14 protein-coding genes and 2 pseudogenes are annotated in these 17,313 nt (G+C 50.2%); 9 read left to right on the forward strand and 7 right to left on the reverse strand.

The annotated features are described in order from the left end of the window. Window positions 1-11: 11 nt before the first annotated feature. Complete coding sequence (locus O3C58_05080) at window positions 12-539, forward strand: toxin-antitoxin system YwqK family antitoxin (protein ID MDA0691237.1); 528 nt, start codon at window positions 12-14, stop codon at window positions 537-539. 393 nt (window positions 540-932) lie between these two features. Beyond that, window positions 933-2,225: a GTPase HflX gene (gene hflX / locus O3C58_05085; GenBank protein ID MDA0691238.1), complete on the forward strand. Its 1,293-nt coding sequence runs from the start codon at window positions 933-935 to the stop codon at window positions 2,223-2,225. A 66-nt stretch (window positions 2,226-2,291) separates the two neighbouring features. On the opposite strand, the gene O3C58_05090 is transcribed toward hflX, so the two are convergent. The 5 genes from O3C58_05090 to queG all read right to left on the reverse strand — a co-directional run bounded on the left by O3C58_05090 (window position 2,292) and on the right by queG (window position 9,211). Further along, complete coding sequence (locus O3C58_05090) at window positions 2,292-4,487, reverse strand: UvrD-helicase domain-containing protein (protein ID MDA0691239.1); 2,196 nt, start codon at window positions 4,485-4,487, stop codon at window positions 2,292-2,294. A 121-nt stretch (window positions 4,488-4,608) separates the two neighbouring features. Further along, window positions 4,609-5,805: a trypsin-like peptidase domain-containing protein gene (locus O3C58_05095; GenBank protein MDA0691240.1), complete on the reverse strand. Its 1,197-nt coding sequence runs from the start codon at window positions 5,803-5,805 to the stop codon at window positions 4,609-4,611. A gap of 108 nt (window positions 5,806-5,913) precedes the next feature. Continuing rightward, window positions 5,914-6,846 (reverse strand): ferrochelatase, encoded by a 933-nt coding sequence (gene hemH / locus O3C58_05100; GenBank protein MDA0691241.1) that lies wholly within the window; start codon window positions 6,844-6,846, stop codon window positions 5,914-5,916. Beyond that, complete coding sequence (hemE, locus tag O3C58_05105; protein ID MDA0691242.1) at window positions 6,839-7,879, reverse strand: uroporphyrinogen decarboxylase; 1,041 nt, start codon at window positions 7,877-7,879, stop codon at window positions 6,839-6,841. Before hemE ends, hemH begins: the two co-directional genes overlap by 8 nt. 168 nt (window positions 7,880-8,047) lie before the next feature. Then, window positions 8,048-9,211 (reverse strand): tRNA epoxyqueuosine(34) reductase QueG, encoded by a 1,164-nt coding sequence (queG, locus tag O3C58_05110; GenBank protein ID MDA0691243.1) that lies wholly within the window; start codon window positions 9,209-9,211, stop codon window positions 8,048-8,050. Window positions 9,212-9,324: 113 nt separating this feature from the next. Between queG and O3C58_05115 the strand changes: the two genes are divergently transcribed. The 7 genes and pseudogenes from O3C58_05115 to O3C58_05145 all read left to right on the forward strand — a co-directional run bounded on the left by O3C58_05115 (window position 9,325) and on the right by O3C58_05145 (window position 15,427). After that, window positions 9,325-10,260 carry a histone deacetylase gene (locus O3C58_05115; GenBank protein ID MDA0691244.1) on the forward strand — a complete coding sequence of 312 codons (936 nt, stop codon included), beginning with the start codon at window positions 9,325-9,327 and terminating at the stop codon, window positions 10,258-10,260. 102 nt (window positions 10,261-10,362) lie between these two features. Then, window positions 10,363-12,432 (forward strand): annotated as a pseudogene (locus O3C58_05120) (AAA family ATPase). Between the two features lie 15 nt (window positions 12,433-12,447). After that, on the forward strand, window positions 12,448-12,759 hold the full coding sequence (locus tag O3C58_05125; protein MDA0691245.1) for a hypothetical protein: 312 nt from the start codon (window positions 12,448-12,450) through the stop codon (window positions 12,757-12,759). 128 nt (window positions 12,760-12,887) lie between these two features. Continuing rightward, window positions 12,888-13,736: a tetratricopeptide repeat protein gene (locus tag O3C58_05130; protein ID MDA0691246.1), complete on the forward strand. Its 849-nt coding sequence runs from the start codon at window positions 12,888-12,890 to the stop codon at window positions 13,734-13,736. 181 nt (window positions 13,737-13,917) lie between these two features. After that, window positions 13,918-14,451, forward strand: coding sequence for a Gx transporter family protein (locus O3C58_05135; GenBank protein MDA0691247.1), 534 nt, complete (start codon window positions 13,918-13,920; stop codon window positions 14,449-14,451). A gap of 104 nt (window positions 14,452-14,555) precedes the next feature. Then, a complete protein-coding gene (locus O3C58_05140; GenBank protein ID MDA0691248.1) occupies window positions 14,556-14,729 on the forward strand; it encodes a DUF5989 family protein in 174 nt (57 codons plus the stop codon). 15 nt (window positions 14,730-14,744) lie between these two features. Beyond that, window positions 14,745-15,427: pseudogene (locus O3C58_05145) on the forward strand (glycosyltransferase family 2 protein). Window positions 15,428-15,478: 51 nt separating this feature from the next. On the opposite strand, the gene O3C58_05150 reads toward O3C58_05145, so the two are convergent. Together O3C58_05150 and O3C58_05155 are read right to left on the reverse strand one after the other, a co-directional pair. Beyond that, on the reverse strand, window positions 15,479-15,784 hold the full coding sequence (locus O3C58_05150) for a DUF2007 domain-containing protein (GenBank protein ID MDA0691249.1): 306 nt from the start codon (window positions 15,782-15,784) through the stop codon (window positions 15,479-15,481). A 67-nt stretch (window positions 15,785-15,851) separates the two neighbouring features. Continuing rightward, complete coding sequence (locus O3C58_05155) at window positions 15,852-17,210, reverse strand: sodium:alanine symporter family protein (GenBank protein ID MDA0691250.1); 1,359 nt, start codon at window positions 17,208-17,210, stop codon at window positions 15,852-15,854. Window positions 17,211-17,313: the final 103 nt, after the last annotated feature.

Genomic DNA, 17,313 nt, shown 5'->3' on the forward strand with positions numbered 1-17,313 from the left:
CAAAATACCTCATGCAAAAAATCGGATGGCCCTTATATTTTTTAGTAGGAACTCTGGCTTTATCCGTTCCAGCGTTTGCCGAACCGCTTGTCAAATACCACTCCAACGGAAAATTGAGCGTCAAAGGCCATCTGGATGAAAATGGCCTGCCTCATGAAATCATCCGCAAATACGATGAGGAAGGCAACCTGCTCTCGGAAGGAAATTTTCATCATGGAGTTTTAGAAGGAGTGAGTAAACTTTACTATCCTTCCGGAGAGTTGATGACCCACTGGACCTACAAACATGGAAAACGACATGGCATCAGCCACGGGTATTTCCGCAATGGAAAATTGAAAGATGAGGGGTTCTACCAAGACGACACCCTCGATGGAAAGGTCAAAATGTATTACGAGGACGGCATCCTGAAAACGGAAATGAACTTTAGGGCATCTCTAAAAATTAGTTTATTACAGGAAATCGAACACTGTACAAGGATTTCTTATATTGGTGGCACGGGCTTTCTAGCCCGTGCGAACAGGCTGGAAAGGCGGAATTAAATTCCGCACTTCCGTATAACCTTTAAGGGCAGGTCGCCTGTTCCACTAAAACAAAACCATCTCCTTAAGTTGACGATTAGGAGCATTTAGTCAATTTTTAGAGATACCCTTTAAAAAAAGATCGGCAGGAAGGCCAGACAAAAACCTATAGAAGAGACGGAAAATTGGAATTCATTTACACCCATAGCAAAGGACGGTTGCTCAACCGAAAAAAATTCGATTCCCAGAAAAAACTCGTTCTCGACCAGGATTACCCGGTCCTGCAGGTCCAGCCCTGAATCCTTCCTGCCTTAATTCGGCACCGGTTCCAGGCGCGTAATGCAATATTTCCAGTTTTCACAGCAAACACTTCACGCTTGTCCCTAAAAATCCGCTATAATCGAACGGAATCCTATGACAATCACCTTTTCTCAAAATAGACAACCGGCTCCTGCAGAAAAGAAAGCGGTCCTCGTTGGCGTCGAGTTGCCGCGGGCAACCTCCATGTCGGTTTCTTTTGAGGAACTGGAGGGGTTGGCCACCACCGCGAACTACCACCCCGTCGCCCGGCTTTCGCAGAAGTTGTCCACCATCAACCCCAAAACCTTTTTGGGAAGCGGCAAGGTGGAAGAACTCGGTCAGGCAGTCAGCCACCACGAGCCTGACGCGGTTATTTTTGATGCCGAACTTTCACCGGGACAAAACCGCAACCTGGAAAATATCCTCAAATGCCGGGTCATCGACCGGTCCTGGCTCATTCTGGAAATTTTCAACGACCACGCGCACACCAGGGAGGCTAAAACCCAGGTCGAACTGGCGCGGTTGAGATATGCCCTGCCCCGGCTGACCCGCATGTGGGGTCATCTGTCGCGGCAACGCGGCGGTATTGGTCTTAAGGACGTGGGGGAAACGCAGATCCAGTTGGACCGGCGTCTCATCCGCAACGAGATCACCAAACTGGAACGCAAACTGATACAAATCGACAAAGAGAAAGTCACCCAAAGAAAAAGCCGACAGGGGATCTACCGCGTAGCTCTTGTGGGTTACACCAATGTCGGCAAATCCACCTTGATGAATCGGTTGACCGGAGCCGACACCCTGGTGGAAGACAAACTGTTTGCAACTTTGGACCCCACCATTCGCAAAATTAAGAAAAACTTCCCCTATCCGGTGCTTCTTGCGGATACCGTCGGCCTCATAGATAAACTACCGCATGATCTGGTGGCGTCTTTTAAAAGCACGTTGGACGAGGTGCGCGAAGCGGATCTTCTGATCAAGCTGGTGGATTTCAGCCATCCTCATTACCGCAAGCAAATGGAAACTGTCGATCAGGTGCTCACTGAACTTGGGGCCCAGGAAATAGACTCTCTTCTGGTATTCAACAAAATCGATCAAATCAGCGACCCGGAACTTCTCGCCAAGGCCCGGTATTTATCCCCGGAAGCGGTTATGATCTCATGCAAAACGGGTGACGGTATCGAACACCTTCAACAGGCGATCATTCGTTGTTATGAAAACCGTTTGATCCCCTACACCCTCGAACTGAAATATTCGCAAACCGATTTGATTTCTGAAATCCGCAAACAGGCTATTATCGTCAAGGAAGACTATGAGGAGGACCGCATCGTTCTCAGCCTGAGACTGCCGCCGGGGGAGAAAGACCGACTGAGTAAACTTTTACAGCAAAAATCCAGTACCCCCCTGTGACCTTCAATTCCCCTGCACCTCAGGGAAGTTTTTAAAAGCCCTCATTGTTGTGAGAAATGCAATGGGTTACATGGGAATCAATTTAGCATGCTTGACGGCGATTTTTTTCTTCCCATGCGGTCGCTTGAAAAATATTTCCAGCTTCAAGTCGTCTTCATTGCCTGTGCGGTTCATCACCACCCCCGTGCCAAAGGCCGGATGCAAAAGTTTGGAGCCGATGGAATAAGGCTGATCCACCGCCGCGGACCTTGATTGTGAACGTATGGCGTAGGCAGGACCTGAAGGGACATTCGATGCCGAATTTGATGAAAAGGAAGGCATCGTTTTTTCTCCTCCCAGACTGCTTTCTTTCTCCAGGATATCTTCTGGAATTGACAGCAAAAATTGCGACGGTGAATAGTTAAATACGTTTCCATAAATTTTCCGGCGCCGGGCGTTGCTGACGAACAACATTTTTTTTGCCCGCGTGAATCCCACATAGCAAAGCCGCCGCTCTTCTTCATATTCGGCAGGGTCCGACATGGAACTGCCATGCGGCAGCAGCCCGTCCTCCATGCCGATGATAAACACCGCGTCAAACTCCAGACCCTTGCAGGTATGAAGCGTCATCAACGGCAGGACCCCACGGGAATCATCGAGAGAATCGATGTCCGCAACCAACGCGGTGGAATCTAAAAACTCCTGCAGACTTTGGCCCTGCGTTTCCACCGACTGCTCCACAGCCGAGCACAATTCCTGCAGATTCTCTTTTCGGGTCCGGCTTTCAATCGTATTCTCTTTATCCAGCATGGCCTCATACCCTGAACGCACAATCACCTCGCGCACCAGATCGACGGGAGACCCGCTTTGGAACAAGGCGGAAAAGCCGTCCATCATCTCGACAAATGCCGTGATTTTTTTGCTCACCGCCGTGGACAGCAGACCGTTTGTCCCCACGTCTCGCAACCCTTGCATGAGAGAAATATTCGTTTGTTCACAATGGACTTCGACTTTATCCAGCGATGTTTTTCCGATCCCCCGGACGGGCAGATTGATGATGCGTTTCAAAGCCACGGAATCATCCGGGTTCAACATCACCTTCAAATAGGAAAGAATGTCCTTGTTCTCTTTGCGAGCGTAAAATTTCAATCCACCGAATACCTGATACTGAATTCTTTCGCGGCGCAACGCATCCTCCATCACCCGCGATTGCGCATTGGTGCGATACAACACCGCCATATCGTTGAACGAAATGCCTTTCTCCCGGCTCAACATGACAATTTTTTTGCAGACGTTTCTGGCTTCATCGACCTCGTCTTCCGCCCGGTAATAAACGATCGGATCACCCGCTACATTTTTGGTCCACAGGGTTTTGGGTTTGCGGTTGAGGTTTTCCTTGACCACTTCACCGGCGGCTTTCAAAATGTTTTGCGTCGAGCGGTAGTTTTCCTCCAGCTTGATCACCGTGGTTCCCGGATAATCTCTTTCGAAATGCGAAAGGTTTTCCAGGTTGGCTCCGCGCCAGCGGTAGATACTTTGATCGTCATCTCCCACCACGCAAACATTTTTGTGCTTTTTCGAAATGAGTTGGAGTAAATGGTACTGAGTGAGGTTAGTGTCCTGAAACTCATCCACCATGATGTATTGAAACCGATCATTGTAAAGCTCGCTCACCTCCCCCACTTCTCGAAGCAGGCGCACGGTCCACATCAGCAGGTCATCGAAATCGAGGGCGTTATTTTTTTTCAGTTCTTCCTGATACACCACATAGACTTCTGCGGCTTTCATCTTGTTGCCAAAGGGAAGCGAGTCGCGATCTATATCTTTCGGAAAAAGGAAATCGTTCTTGAATCCGCTGATGTGATTGAGAATCGATTTAGGCGGGAACGCCTCCACATTCATCGACATTTTCTTCATGCATTGTTTGACCAAAGACAACTGGTCCTGGGAATCATAAATGACAAAGTCACCGGGAAACCCCAGGGTGGAAATATGCCGTCTCAATATTCTCAGACAAAACGAATGAAAGGTGCTGATCCACGGGGGCGAGTCGGTGTTACCCAGTATTTTTCGGACCCGTTCTTTCATCTCGGCGGCGGCCTTGTTGGTGAAGGTGATCGCCAGAATACGTTGCCCCGAAACTCCTTTTTCCAATACCAGATGGGCGATCCGGGTGGTGATCACCCGCGTCTTGCCCGATCCGGCGCCGGCGACCACGATGAGCGGACCATCGACATGACATACGGATTGCAACTGCTGAGGATTCAGCAAATCCTTATTCATAAGATTTCCATTTTAAAGTTTTTAGGGGACTTTTAAAAATTGATATTTTTTGGCTTTTGCAATCGCCAATCCATTAGATAAGGGATTGGCTCAGAGTCAAAGTTGAGTTTTTCGAGATATTCTAAAGATTGATCCCTGCAGGCGCTTCAAGATGGAATCCAGTCAAAAGCATTTCGTATCTGCCTAACGTTCTCCAAGATCGGGAATTTCCTCCACTTCTACATTGAGCATCATCTTTTTGTTTTTGCGAAACAGGATAACCGCTATTTTTTCCCCGGGGGGGGGTGTGTGCGATCAGTTTCGGAAGTTCCCGCGAGTTTTTGATCGGCTGTCCGTCAAACTTCAGGATGACATCATTGGCTTTGATCCCTGCCCGGTAGGCCGGACTGCCCGCCACCACTTCCGTGACCAGAGATCCCTGATCCACGGGCAGGCGCAGGGTTTCCTTGACGGCCAAAGTAATGTCCTGCACGGTGACACCCAGCCAACTACGAATTACCCGGCCTTTTTCCAGCAATTGCGGAATGAGTTTCTTGACCAGATCGATCGGCAGGGAAAACCCAAGCCCTTGACCCTGAGGAAGAATGGCGGTGTTTATCCCAACCACCTCGCCTTCGGTATTGATCAAAGGACCGCCGCTATTGCCGGGATTGATCGGGGCATCCGTTTGAATGAAGTCATCAAACACGCTCATCCCCAGAGACCGCCCCTTGCCGCTGACTATGCCGGCGGTTACCGTCAAATCAAATCCGAAGGGACTGCCAATGGCCATCACCCATTCTCCAGGTTTCAACTTATCGGAACTTCCCAACGGCAAAACCGGCAAATCATACCCCGCATCGATCTTGATGAGCGCAATATCCGTTATCGAATCGATCCCCACGGGCTTACCGCGAAATAACTTTCCGTCCGACAACGCCACCTGAACCGCATCGGAACCCAGCACCACATGGGCATTGGTCAAAATATACCCATCCTTATGGATGACAAAACCCGACCCTTCGCCTTTTTGCTGGTAATCTCCTGAAGACGGCTGATCTGGTTTTCGCGGAATCCCAAAAGGAGTATCGCCATAGAAACGACGGTTGACCTCCTGCAGGGAACGGATGTTGACCACCGCCGGACTCAGATTTTCCGCCAGCCGGCTGAAAAGATCGCCGCCGATAATAACTTTTTCAGGTTTTGAAGGTTGCTTTTTTTCCGTCCATAGCTTGTCGGTTTTTGACTGCACGGGGGCCACCCCCACTGCCAAAGAAACAAACAAGGCCCCAACCAATACGGCTGTCAAGGGTGCACGCAGCAATTTTGCATTTCCCATATCACAGGTTCCTTATCCCAGTTAGAGTGTCGGTTCCTTTTAAGATTAAAAAAAACAAAATTGAATTTGGATTAAATTGGAATTAAAAGTTTTTAATCCCAATGAATTTCAAACCTGGTTTTCCCACACCACCGCAGCCATGGCTTCTATGAAGGCAGGGGAAAGGTTCATGGACTCTGTCCGGTGAAGGTCGAGCTTGCGTTCCCTTGCATAATTTTTGAAGTCGATATCGATATCGTAAAGAATTTCGATATGATCAGAAACAAAACCCACCGGAACCACCAAAACCGTCTTAGAGCCAGTACGGGCAATTTTATCAAGAACTGCTTCGACCTTCGGCCCCAACCAGGGGACCGGAATCATTCCCTGACTCTGGTAAGCCATGGTCCAGCGGTCCGGTTTTACCCGCTCCACGATTTTGCGTACGGTTTTTTCATATTCCTCGGCGTAAGGGTCGCCTGCATCCAAAGAAGATGCGGGTATGCTGTGCACGGTGAATATAGTGTGAACCTCGTCTTTGCCTTGTTGTCGCAACGTTTCGATGGCCTGCTCATATTTTTCAACAAACGCATCGGTCAGGCAGGGATGGTCGCACCAGCTTGATATATAATGAACCTCCAAATCTTCCGCATCACATGCCGTCAACGCTTCCTTGAAAGATTTAAAGTAACGCTCGGTACTCCATGTGCTGTATTGCGGGGCGAGGCAGAGGGCATAAACCTTTTTCACGCCATCGTTTACCATCTGCTGAACAACGTCCCGAATATAGGGGCTCCAGCTACGCATGCCAAAATAGACTTTGAAGGCGTTTTTCCCATCCTGATTGACGAACTTTTCCAGCGCCTCGGCCTGCCCCCTTGTGATGTCCAGCAAAGGCGAACTGCCACCGATGGCCCGGTAACGCTCCTGGATCAATTGGATGACCTCAGGGGTGGAGTCTTTCCCGCCCCGAATATTCTTCAGATACAGGGGAATGTCCGCAACCGCGTTGGGCGCCCCGTGGGCCATCAAGAACAAAGCGGTGGTTGGACGCTCACCCATGACGGTAGTTGTGAACCATATCGCAAACGGCTTTTACATGATCCACTGGGGTGTGTTGCAATATGCCATGTCCCAGATTAAAAATATGACCGGGCCGACCTTCGGCGCGGCGCATGATGTCGTGCACCCTTTCTTTAATAACAGGAAGCGGTGCAAACAAAGTCACGGGATCGAGATTGCCTTGAATCGGCTGATCATGACCCACTTGTCGCCACGCATCATCGAGATTGATGCGCCAGTCAAAACTGATCACGTCACCGCCTGCCTTAGCCACACGGTCCAGCATGGTCGATGTGCCGGTGCTGAAATTGATGACCGGAACGCCGCAATCCTTCAACCCATCAATCACTCGCTTGGTGTGAGGCAGAACATAACGGCTGTAGTCCTCCGGGCTTAAGCATCCCACCCAGCTGTCGAATATCTGCAAGGCCTGAGCGCCTGCATTCACCTGCATCTTCAAATAGTCGATCAGCATAACGCAAACTTTATCCATCAAGCGTTCCCACAGATCCGGGGTCTCAAACATCATCATTTTGGTGGTTTTGAATTCTCTGGATTTACCGCCTTCCACCATATAACTGCACAGGGTGAAGGGCGCTCCGGCAAAACCGATCAAAGGAACTTTTCCCGATATTTCACTGCGCACCATGCGGATAGCATCGCCAACAAATCCTAATTGTTCCTCCGCATTGACCGGGCGCAGGTTATCGACCGCCTTGACATCCCTGACGGGGCGGGGAATCGAGGGGCCATCTCCAGCGACAAACTCCAGTCCCGTTCCCATCGGTTCCAGGGGCAGGAGGATATCCGCGAATATAATTGCGGCGTCAATGTCGAGGGCGTTCACCGGTTGCAGGGTCACCTGGGTGGCCAGTTCCGGGGTTTTACACATTTCCAGGAAAGAATATTTTTCCTTGAGATCGCGGTAGGCCTTCATATAACGTCCCGCCTGGCGCATGAACCACACTGGAGTCGCGTCTACCGGCTCGCCACGGCACGCTTTTAAGAATCGGAAATTATTGTCTTCGCTCATGAGTCCTTTGTATGTTTGGGATTAACCCCGCTACGCGGGGAGGAAATACAGGGCAGGCGCTTGTGACACCCTATCCATTGCCTTCATGCCCCTGTGATATCCTTTGGTTCTTTGGGATCAAACGGAGTCAATTATAGGCTTTAGACAGTCATTTTACCAATGAGTTTATTATTCGCTAGAAAAATACGAGCCGGACGTCCGACGGAAGGTTTTATCAACATTCCGAATTTCCGTCAACACCATTTCATCGGTTTCTTCCCGGAGGTTCTCCCACAAAACCGTGGGTGCTTTTTCTTGCAACAATTCTCCCAATGCCCAAACCGCGTGGGCGCGAATGAGGGGCTCTTTGTCATTGAGAACCTCAATGAGAGGGGAAACCGCGTCAAGGTTTCCTGAATTCCCCAGAGCCACCGCAACGTTGCGCAACAAGCCCCGGCGTTTGATGCGTTTGACGGGGCTTTTGCGAAACCGACGACTGAAACCTTCGTCATCGAGACGCATCAAGTCGATGAGACGACGAACGCCCTCCCGCTCGTGAAAGGCTTCCTCATCGGTTTTTACTGCATAGGAATTCCACGGGCAAACGATCTGACAATCGTCGCAGCCATAAATCCGATTGCCAATAGCTTTGCGGTACCTCACAGGAATCACGCCCTTGAGCTCGATGGTCAAATAGGAAATGCACCTTCTGGAGTCCAGAACATAGGGCGCTATGATCGCCTGTGTGGGGCAGATGTCGATGCAATCGCGGCAGGTGCCACAACGGTTCACAGCTTTCTGGCTTTCGGGAAGTGGAATGTCGGTCAGGATCTCAGAAAGGAAATACCAGGACCCGACGCCCTCTGAGATCAGGTTGGTGTGCTTGCCCACCCAGCCGATGCCGGCTTGCTCGGCCAGCGGTTTTTCCAGCACCGGGCCGGTGTCCACATAGACTTTGGTTTGGCAGTCGTTGAATCCCTGATGGATTTTTTCTTCGAGCTGTTTGAGCCGTGGAGTCAAAATATCGTGATAATCGTCGTTGAGCGCGTAAAGCGAAATATCGCCCTGATCGGTGTCGTCCAGAAAGGTCAGGTCTTTTTCTTTGGGGAAATAATTGGTCCGCAAGCAGATCACGCTTTGAACGCCGGGGAGAACCTTGTCTAAATCCGCTCTTTTTTCTGCCCAGCGGCTCATATACCCCATTTCGCCTTCGTATTGAAGCGCGAGCCAGCGCTGGTATCTTTCCACCGCTTGCGGAATCTTGGGGCGGGTGATGCCAAAGCCGTCAAACCCAAGGTTCCTGGCCGCCTTTTCGATTGCTCTCACTTTTTCTTGCAATATCGTAGAATCCATTCCAGCCGCGCTTGTCCTGAATTTTTTATTCTGATATTCTCTCACCGATTCGTATGTAAACAAAGAATAACCTGTTTGCCTGGGGAACTCCTAAAATTAAGGAAGCGACCGTTATGGGAAAAACCAGCTTTATATATAATCCGCTCTACCTGAAACACGAAACCAGCCCGCACCCGGAGAATCCGGGAAGGCTGGAAGCCATTTATGGCAAAATTCAGGGTTCGGATATTTCCCCGGACCTGATTTTTACCGAGCCCCGGCCCGCGACCCCTGAGCAGATCGCCATGAACCACAGCGCCGGATACATCGACCAGGTGAAAGCCTCCTGTGAACAAGGGGTGCGGAACCTCGACGCCGACACGGTCATCAGCAAAGACTCTTATGACGCCGCTATTCTGGCCGCAGGAGCCGGGTTGACAGCGGTGGATTTAGTTCTGGATGGAGAGGCGGATAATGTTTTCTGCGCCGTGCGTCCTCCCGGCCACCATGCGGAACAGAACCGCGCTATGGGGTTTTGCCTGTTCAACAACGTTGCCATCGCCGCCCGCTATGCTATCCGCGAAAGGGATCTGAACCGGGTGTTTATTTTCGACTGGGACGTTCATCATGGCAACGGCACCCAGCATTCCTTTTACTCAGACCCCTCGGTTTTTTATTCCAGCATCCACCAGTTTCCGTTTTATCCCGGAACGGGGGATAAAGACGAAACCGGCTCCGGCGATGGCTTGGGAACCACGCTCAATTTTCCTTTGCGGGCGTATTGCGGCGATGCAGAGTATATCGATCTCATTGAAAACAAGCTCATTCCTGAGATGACCCGGTTTAAACCCGATCTGATCATTATTTCAGCGGGCTTCGACGCCCATGAAGATGATCCTTTGGCCAACATGGAAGTGACGACGGAGGGTTTCGGTAAAATGACGGAACTGCTCAAGAATGCGGCTCAGGAAATTTGTGCAGGACGGTTGATTTCCATGCTCGAAGGCGGATACAACTTACAGGCATTGAGCGATTCGGTTCAGTGCCATTTAAAATATCTGTTAAAGTGATGGCACTATAAATCAAACTCAATCCGGGAAAATATGCTTCAACAATACGTTCGCTATTTCACTAATAAAGTCGTCGAAGCCCTGAACATCGGGTCCATGGAAATGGTCAACCTGCATCAGAATCTGCTCACCCCGGATTTCATCCTGCTGGGGTTGCTGGAACAGGAAGAATCCATGGTTGCCGAATTGCTGACCAGGCTCCGTCCGGAAGAAAAACATCTTGCCAACAGTTTGGTGGAAGCCATCTATGAAGCGCAACAGGGTCAACAAAAAATAAAGGGCCACCCCGTCCAGAACATCCAGCTCGCCCAGGAAACCGAAACTCTGTTCGAAATCGCCCAGGGGGAAATGAAGAAAATGGGGGACACGTTCATCGGCGTGGGTGCGGTTTTTCTTGCCCTTTTAGATCCTCGCGTCGGAAAAGTATCTTCGATCCTCAAAGAAGTCGGCCTTCATTACGACAAGGTCAGGGAAGAGCTGGAGATCATGCGAGGCGGTCGAGCCGTCGACGCCAAAGATGCGGAGGGACAGTTCAACGCTTTGGATCAATTCACCACGGATTTGACGGACCTCGCCCGCAAAGGTCAACTGGACCCGGTGATCGGCAGGGAAAATGAAATCAACCGCCTCATTCAAATCCTCACCCGCCGGAAAAAGAACAACCCCGTTCTGATCGGTGAAACCGGCGTGGGGAAAACCGTGATCGTAGACCGATTGGCGCAGAGAATCGTCAATGCTGAAGTGCCAAAAACCTTGTTGAACAAGCGCGTCAAGGTGCTGGATATGTCGGAGGTCATCGCCGGAGCCAAGATGCGCGGCGAGTTCGAGGAACGCATGAAAATGATCAAGGATGAAATCATCGCCGCCAAGGGCAACATCATTCTGTTCATCGACGAGTTGCATACCATCGTCAGCGCCGGAGGGGGCGCCGGTGGCGTGGATGCGTCCAATATGCTGAAATCAGCTCTCGCCAAGGGGCAGTTGCAATGCATTGGCGCCACCACCACGGATGAATACAAAAAACATATCGAAGAGGACAAAGCACTGGCCAGACGGTTTCAGCCGGTTCTGGTCCAGGAACCTTCGGTGGAAATGACCATTAAAATTCTCGAAGGGCTTAAATCGAAATACGAACAGCATCACGAGATAACTTATAAACCCGCGGCAATTGTGGCCGCAGCAAATTTATCCGAAAAACATATCTCCGACCGGGCGTTGCCGGACAAGGCCATCGACCTGCTGGATGAGTCAGGCGCGCAAAAACACCTGCCTCTCATCAATGTTCCCGTTCCCATTCGCGAATTGGAAAATGAAAAAAACAGTCTGATGCAGAGGCAGAATGAAGAATTCGCCAAACAGGATTTCGAGGAGGTGGCGGAACTTCGGCAAAAAATTCTCGAACTGGATAAAAAGCTCAGCGAAGAAAAAAAGAAGTGGAAAGAAGAGCTGAACGGCATAGACGCCTACGTAACGGAAAACGATATTGCAAATATCGTTGCGACCTGGACGGGCATCCCGGTCAGCAAAATCAAGGAAACGGAAAAAGACAAACTGATGCACATGGAGGAGAACCTCCACAAACGGGTGATCGGACAAAACAACGCCATCATCGCGGTCAGCAATGCCATCCGTAGAAACCGCGCGGGCCTCAAAGAAAAAAATAAACCCATCGGCAGTTTTCTCTTTCTGGGGCCGACCGGCGTCGGAAAAACCGAACTTGCCAAGGCGCTGGCTGAGTTTCTGCTTGATGACGAAAACCGCATCATCCGCCTGGACATGTCGGAGTATATGGAAAGACACACGGTTTCCAAAATCATCGGCTCTCCACCGGGGTACGTGGGCTAGGACGAAGGCGGACAATTGACCGAGAAAATCCGGCGCAATCCATACAGCGTCATCCTGCTCGACGAACTGGAAAAAGCCCATCCGGATATTTTCAATATCCTCCTGCAACTTCTCGACGACGGGCGGTTGACCGACGCTCATGGGCGAGTGGCCAGTTTCAAGAACGCCATCATCATAGGCACCTCCAACATCGGCTCCAAAGCCATCTCGGAAACGCAAAAGGGCATCGGCTTCGGGACCGCGACCGAAACCACAAAAAAATACAAACAGATCCAGGCCATGGTGTTGAGCGAGGCGAAAAAGCTGTTTAAGCCGGAATTCCTGAACCGCCTGGACGATCTGATGGTTTTTCACAATCTGACGCCGGAGAACGTCCGTGCCATCGCCGATCTCATGATCAACAACCTCAATAAACGCCTGACCGACCAAAAACTCAGCATCGAGGTTTCCACCGAGGCGAAAGACAAACTGGCGGAAGACGGGTTCAGCGAAATGTACGGCGCGCGGCCTTTGAAACGGCTGATTGAAGATCAGATCGAAAACCCGATATCCATGAAAATCATCACTGGCGAGTTCGATTTTGGCCATACCATCAAGGTCGACCTCGAAAATGATGAATACACTTTTACCAAAGTGCCCCACCCTTCCGATTGAGCATTTCCGTTCTCGAAGCGCAACCTCCCGTACCTGAAAATCCCCTTGGCCCAAAATTGCTAGAGTGGTAAAGTGGGGCGATCCATATAAAATAAAAATTTTGATGAATTTTAACGGGTGGGCCTTTTATGTCTGAGCGAGAAATACAGAACATACCAGAGTGGATATCACAAGTTATCCTATTCTTATTTGGAGGATGGCTTTTTAAATTGGGTTCTGACCTTATTAGCGCAAACCAACCTTGGCTTACAGTATCTATTTTTGGATTAGGAGTTTTATTAATTGGTATGGCAGGTGTGGGACCAACTAGGATTGCAAATTTTGGAGCTAAATGGGGGAAAGGGGGTGGGGAGTTCGGCGTTAGCGTTAGGAATCAACCTACAGAAAAGGAACGGGAACTTGTCCTCAAAGTATCTCAAGATCAACTTTCCCCTGAAATCGAAAAAGAAGAGCAAGATTACATTAAAGAGGCAGAAGAGCGGGCTCCTGAAAGACGCTCGCCGGAGGATTATCTGGCGTTGGCCACTGAAAAATGGCGTGCCAAAGACTACGACGGCGCATTGGCTGACGTGTTTGCCGGTTTAGCCTTGAATCCAAAAAATATCCGCATCAAGGCCAGTTTGATTCATAGAAAAGGTAGCGCCTTTCATGATCTTGGGCTGATGGATCAGGCAAAAAAATACTATAAAGAAGCCATTGAGCTTGACCCCAGTTTTTCGTTGCCCCACTCCAACCTGGGATACCTTTATCAGGGTCAAGGGAACCTTGAGGCAGCAAAAAAGGAGTATAAAGAAGCCATTGAGCTTGACCCCAGTTTTTCGTTGCCCCACCACAACCTGGGAAACCTTTATAAGGGTCAAGGGAACCTTGAGGCAGCAAAAAAGGAGTATGAAGAAGCCTTGCGATTAGATCCTGAATTAACTCTGGCAAGAAAATACCTTGAGAAATTAAAAAAAGAAATGGAGAAGGGGGAATAAAAATTGTTCCTTTCACCCATCCCTTCCTTTCGGGGCATGCAGGATGATATAAAATCCCCCCGGCCCCCTTCATGGAAGGGGGAGAAACTGGTTCCCCCTTTCTAAAGGGGGTTAGGGGGATTTAGAAAAACACCAACAGCAATTAAAGGAAATTTACCAATCAAACCTTTCACAAATAATCATGCCTCCCATTACCCCACAATTCCCCGATAAAAAACTGGTCACCCTAGCGCTGATGGTGGCCCTGGGGGTCATCCTGCACCGCGTTGAAGCTTTGCTTCCGCTGCCCACGCCGTGGATCAAGCTGGGGCTGGCCAACATCATGACGTTGTTGGCGCTGGTGTTTCTCGGCTTCAAGGAAGCTCTGATGGTCACGGGACTCAGGGTTTTTCTGGGTTCCATCATCGGCGGGACGTTTCTGGGGCCGACGTTTTTTCTAAGTCTCACAGGGGGATTAGCCGCCGCCTTGCTCATGGCTCTGGCGTATCGACGGGGAGCTGGCCCGTTCAGCATGATCGGCGTCAGCATTACAGGAGCCACTGCCCACATTCTGGCGGTCACGTTTTGCGTTTACTTTGTATTCATCCCACAGGATGCGTTTCTCCGCCTGCTCCCGGTATTTTTGTCTTTAGCCCTTATCTCCGGCCTGCTGACGGGAATCGTCGCAAATATTTTGACCGATCGGCTGATTGGGGAAAATGTTTCTTTCCGGTGAAATTTCAAGGTGTTTCGTCCAGAATTGCACGCATAGAAAAATTTCCCTCCCATAATTCAAAAATTTTATTAGACAACAAGGGTTTCATCCATTAAACTTTTTCTATGAGCGAACATACTAACAGCAAATTTTCTATTCTTTCCGAATTCTGGGGCTTCATGAAGGCCCGAAAAAAGTGGTGGCTGGGTCCCATTATTCTGGTCATGCTGCTCATGAGCCTCCTGATAATTTTGAGTGAGGGAAGCGCTGTAGCGCCATTCATCTACACCCTTTTCTAATTCCCCTTCTTCAATTTGAAACTTTCTGTCGTCATTCCCGTCTACAACGAGAAGGCTTTCCTGAGAGACGTGGTTCGCAGGGTCGAAGCTACGGACTATGACAAGGAAATCCTTTTAATCGACGATTGTTCCACCGACGGAACGCAGGAAATTCTTGCGGAGTATAAGCACCGGGAGGGATTTCGCGTGATTTACCATTCCCGCAATCAAGGCAAGGGAGCCGCTCTCAGGACGGGGTTCACCCACGCGACGGTCGACATCATAATCATTCAGGACGCTGATCTGGAATACGACCCTAAAGATTACGGGGCGCCTCTGGAACCGATTCTGGACGGACGCGCCGATGTGGTGTATGGCTCCCGGTTTCTAGGCGGACCGCACCGGGTCATGTTTTACTGGCATTACGTCGGCAACAAACTTCTCACCACGCTCTCCAATATGTTCACCAACCTGAATCTGACGGACATGGAAACGGGTTATAAAGTTTTTTCCAAAAAAGTAATCGACTCCATCACGCTGAAATGCAACCGCTTTGGTTTTGAGCCGGAGATTACCAATAAAATCGCTAAAAAAATTTCAGGATCTACGAGGTCCCGATCTCGTACAGCGGACGGGACTATTCAGAAGGTAAAAAAATTACCTGGAAGGATGGAGTGGCGGCTCTGTGGTTCATCATCAAATTCCGGTTCTTCGATTGATGCGACTCGCAATCTGAGCGGAAGGTTTGGCCTTCCCTGCCAGAGTCGTTTTCAAGTCGGCTCCAAAGTTTCCCCGCAAAAATCACAAGTCATGTCCTCGGGAAAAACCACGTGACCGCAGGAGGAGCAGGAATCAAACTGCTCGGCTTCTTTAATCAATTGCCGGGCTCTTTCCACATCTGATTTTTTTGTCCATAAGCGGACTTTGGTGAGTCCGGCCACCGGGATCGGCTCTGCATGAAACGTCAGGTTTTCCAGTTGGCAGGGAATTCCCGCATTTTCTAAAAATCCACGCAGGATGTAAGCGTTTTCTTCCTGAAGAACCGTGTAGGCAATTTCAAGATCTTCCGTTGCCATTTTTTCCTCGCTCAGTCAATTGATGGGACCAAAACAGGTTACTCTCTTCCCCGGCAAAAACCAAGTTTCAATCGTATTTGTCGATGGACCCGTCCTTAACCCCTTTTTCGAAAATTTTGGTTTCCCGTGCCAGCAGACCGCTTAAAAACAGAAGCCCGATCAGGTTAGGGATAGCCATCAAACCATTCATCACATCGGAAAAATTCCACACCAGTTCCAGCTTGACCACCGCCCCGATAAAAACAAACACCACCCAGACATAGCGGTAATAGGGAACGTATTTCTCACCGGCTAAATATTCAAAACATTTTTCTCCGTAATAACTCCAGCCCAGGATGGTGGAAAAAGCAAAATTGATGATTCCAAGCGTCACGATCCATTGCCCCCACTGGCCGGGCAACCCGGCGGAAAATGCCTGAATGGTCAATGCCACCCCGGTCGCACCGGATTCCCAGGCTCCCGTGGCCGCCAATGCCAGCGCCGTCAAAGAGCAGACAATGAGGGTGTCCAGAAACGTTCCTGTCATGGAGACCAGAGCCTGCTTGGCAGGGTGATTCGTCCGGGCTGCAGCGGCGGCGATGGGAGCGCTTCCAAGGCCGGATTCGTTAGAAAACAAGCCGCGTGCGATCCCATAACGAACCGTTTGGGCTAATGTCGCCCCGGCAAACCCTCCGGTGACCGCCGTTCCCGTGAATGCCTGTTCAAAGATCATCTTAAGCCCCGGCCCGACTTGGGAAAAATTTTTGATGAGGATGATGACGACACCGCCAAAATAAATCATCACCAGAACCGGGACCAGTATGCAGGATACGTTGGCGATGCGCTTGATGCCGCCCAGGATCACCATTGCAGTTAACCAGGCAAGAAAGATGCCCACGGGAACCTTGCCGATGCCCGAAACTTCCGTGATCGCCTCCGCCGTCGTGTTGGCCTGCGCCATGTTGCCGATGCCAAACGCCGCCAGCGCACCAAAAAATGCGAAGCACATCCCCAGCCATTTTTGTCCCAATCCATGCTCAAGGTAATACATGGGGCCGCCGGAAATCTCTCCGTTGCCATTGACTTTACGAAACTTCACCGCCAGAAACCCTTCGCTGTATTTGGTGGCCATGCCAAACAGCGCCGTGATCCACATCCAGAATATGGCACCCGGTCCGCCGAGCGCCACGGCGGTACTGACGCCTGCGATGTTGCCAACGCCGATCGTGGCGGCCAGCGTCGTCATCAACGCACCAAAATGGGAGATGTCTCCCTCGCCATCGCGCTCCTTTGAAAAAGCCAGACGCAGCGCATAAAAAAGACAACGAAACTGAATTCCGCGCAGGCGAATGGTCAGCAGGATTCCGGTCCCCACCAGCAAACACAAGAGCCAGGGACCCCAGACCATGCCGCTCAAATCTGCAAAAAATTTATCTAATGAAGCCATAGAGGGAGGGAGATTATTATCTAAAAGGAAGCCGCCTCAAAATTTTGACTGAGAAGTCATCCAGAAAATATCTACAGAGAACAATACGTTAGATGGAGTGGAA

The sequence above is a fragment of the Nitrospinota bacterium genome (assembly GCA_027619975.1).
Classification (GTDB): Bacteria; Nitrospinota; Nitrospinia; order Nitrospinales; family VA-1; genus JADFGI01.